This is a genomic window from Actinoallomurus acaciae, assembly GCF_042429965.1.
Lineage (GTDB): Bacteria > Actinomycetota > Actinomycetes > Streptosporangiales > Streptosporangiaceae > Actinoallomurus > Actinoallomurus acaciae.
In genome coordinates, this window is the sequence record NZ_JBHLZP010000915.1 from 1 (window position 1) to 1,895 (window position 1,895).

General features: G+C 69.7%; 2 protein-coding genes. Both read left to right on the forward strand.

All coding sequences use genetic code 11. From position 1 onward, the window contains the following. Positions 1-245: 245 nt before the first annotated feature. Positions 246-1,256 carry an NAD-dependent epimerase/dehydratase family protein gene (locus ACFFNX_RS48845; protein ID WP_378213292.1) on the forward strand — a complete coding sequence of 337 codons (1,011 nt, stop codon included), beginning with the start codon at positions 246-248 and terminating at the stop codon, positions 1,254-1,256. Further along, positions 1,253-1,895 (forward strand): glycosyltransferase (locus ACFFNX_RS48850; RefSeq protein WP_378213293.1); only part of this gene is annotated, 643 nt, incomplete at its 3' end. The genes ACFFNX_RS48845 and ACFFNX_RS48850, both read left to right, overlap by 4 nt.

The window sequence follows — 1,895 nt, forward strand, 5'->3', positions numbered from 1 at the left end:
CAGGGGCGACGGGCGGGCCGCCGCGCGGCGGAGCGCAGCCGCCAGCGCACCCGTGGTCGTGACGCCTCGTCGCATCGCCCCCGCCCGCCGGCGCGGACTCTGTCGATCCGGCACCGCGATGATGTCGTGGCCGTGTGCGCTGATGACCGACTTTTTGATCACCAGTACCCGACCTGAAGTGACTACGTGATCACGAAGGGTAGTGCTACTTGCACTGACCACTCGGAATTTCGAGAGGGCGTGTCATGGCGGACAGAACTGGAACGCGCTATTTGGTAACGGGCGGCGCCGGTTTCATCGGCTCTTATCTCGTCAACGCCCTATTAGCCCGTGGTGAGACTGTTGTCGCCCTGGACAATCTCCAGACGGGGCGGCTGACCAATCTGGAAGAGGCGAGCGAGTCTCCGCACTTCCATTTCGTGCACGGCTCGGTGCTCGACGAACTCGTCGTGGACGAGCTGGTGCACCAGTGCGACGTGGTCGTGCACATGGCGGCGGCGGTGGGGGTCCGGCTGGTGGTCGAACAGCCGCTGAAGTCGCTCACCACCAACATCCGGGGTTCACAGGTGGTGGTCGAGGCGGCCCATCGGTACCGCCGCAAGATCCTCATGACCAGCACCTCGGAGATCTACGGGAAGAACTCACTCGGACCGCTGCCCGAGACCGCGGACCGCATCCTGGGCGACCCGTCGATCGTCCGTTGGGCCTACAGCACCGCCAAGGCCGTCGATGAGATCCTCGCCGGCTGCTACCACCGCGAGCGCGGCCTGCCCACGATCGTCGTCCGGCTGTTCAACACGGTCGGCGCACGGCAGAGCCCGGCGTACGGCATGGTCATCCCACGGCTCGTACAGCAGGCCCTGCGGGACGAGCCGCTGACCGTCTACGGAGACGGCCGGCAGACCCGTTGCTTCGCGCACGTGCTCGACGTCGTGGAGGCGCTGCTCCGGCTGCTCGACGACGACGCGGCGATCGGGCAGACGTTCAACATCGGATCGTCCGAGGAGATCAGCATCGCCCGCCTCGCCGAGGCGATCATCGCTCGCTGCGAGAGCAAGTCGCGGATCGAGCTGATCCCCTACGACGAGGCGTACGGGGCCGGCTTCGAGGACATGCAGCGGCGGGTCCCCGACACGGCGAAGCTGCGGACGCTCACCGGCTGGCAGCCGCGCTACACGCTCGCCGACGTGCTGGCCGACGCCATCACCGAGGCGCGCCGCGAGGCCGCCCCACGACCCGACCTGGTGTCATCATGAGCGAGCGAATCGCCAAGCGCGGTCCGCACGGTCGCGCGGGGATCGGGACCGGCGAACGCATCCGGGTGATGCGCATCATCGCGCGGATGAACGTCGGCGGACCGGCGTTGCAGGCGAGCGTCCTGATGCGCGGCCTGGACCAGGAGCTGTTCGACCAGCGCCTGTACACCGGCACCGTCGAACCCGGCGAGGCCGACTACCTGGACCTGCGCGCTCGTGACGTCGCGCCGCACCGGGTCGCCACGCTGGGCCGGTCGATCCGGCCCACCGACGACGCGCGGGCGGTCGCCTCTCTCGTCGCCGAGATGCGGAGGTTCCGCCCGCACATCGTGCACACGCACACGGCCAAGGCCGGGCTGCTCGGGCGCACGGCGGCCGTGCTCGCCCGGGTGCCCACGCGCGTGCACACCTACCACGGCCACCTGCTCTACGGCTACTTCTCGCCGGCGAAGACGAAGATGGTGGTGCACAGCGAGCGGATGTCCGCCCGGCTCTGCGACCGTCTCATCGCCGTCGGCACGCGGGTGCGCGACGAGCTCGTCGCGGCGGGCATCGGCCGGGCGGAGCAGTACGCCGTGGTGCCGCCCGGCACCGAGCTCGGCCCACCGCCCGATCGCGCCTCCGCGCGGCTCGCGCTCG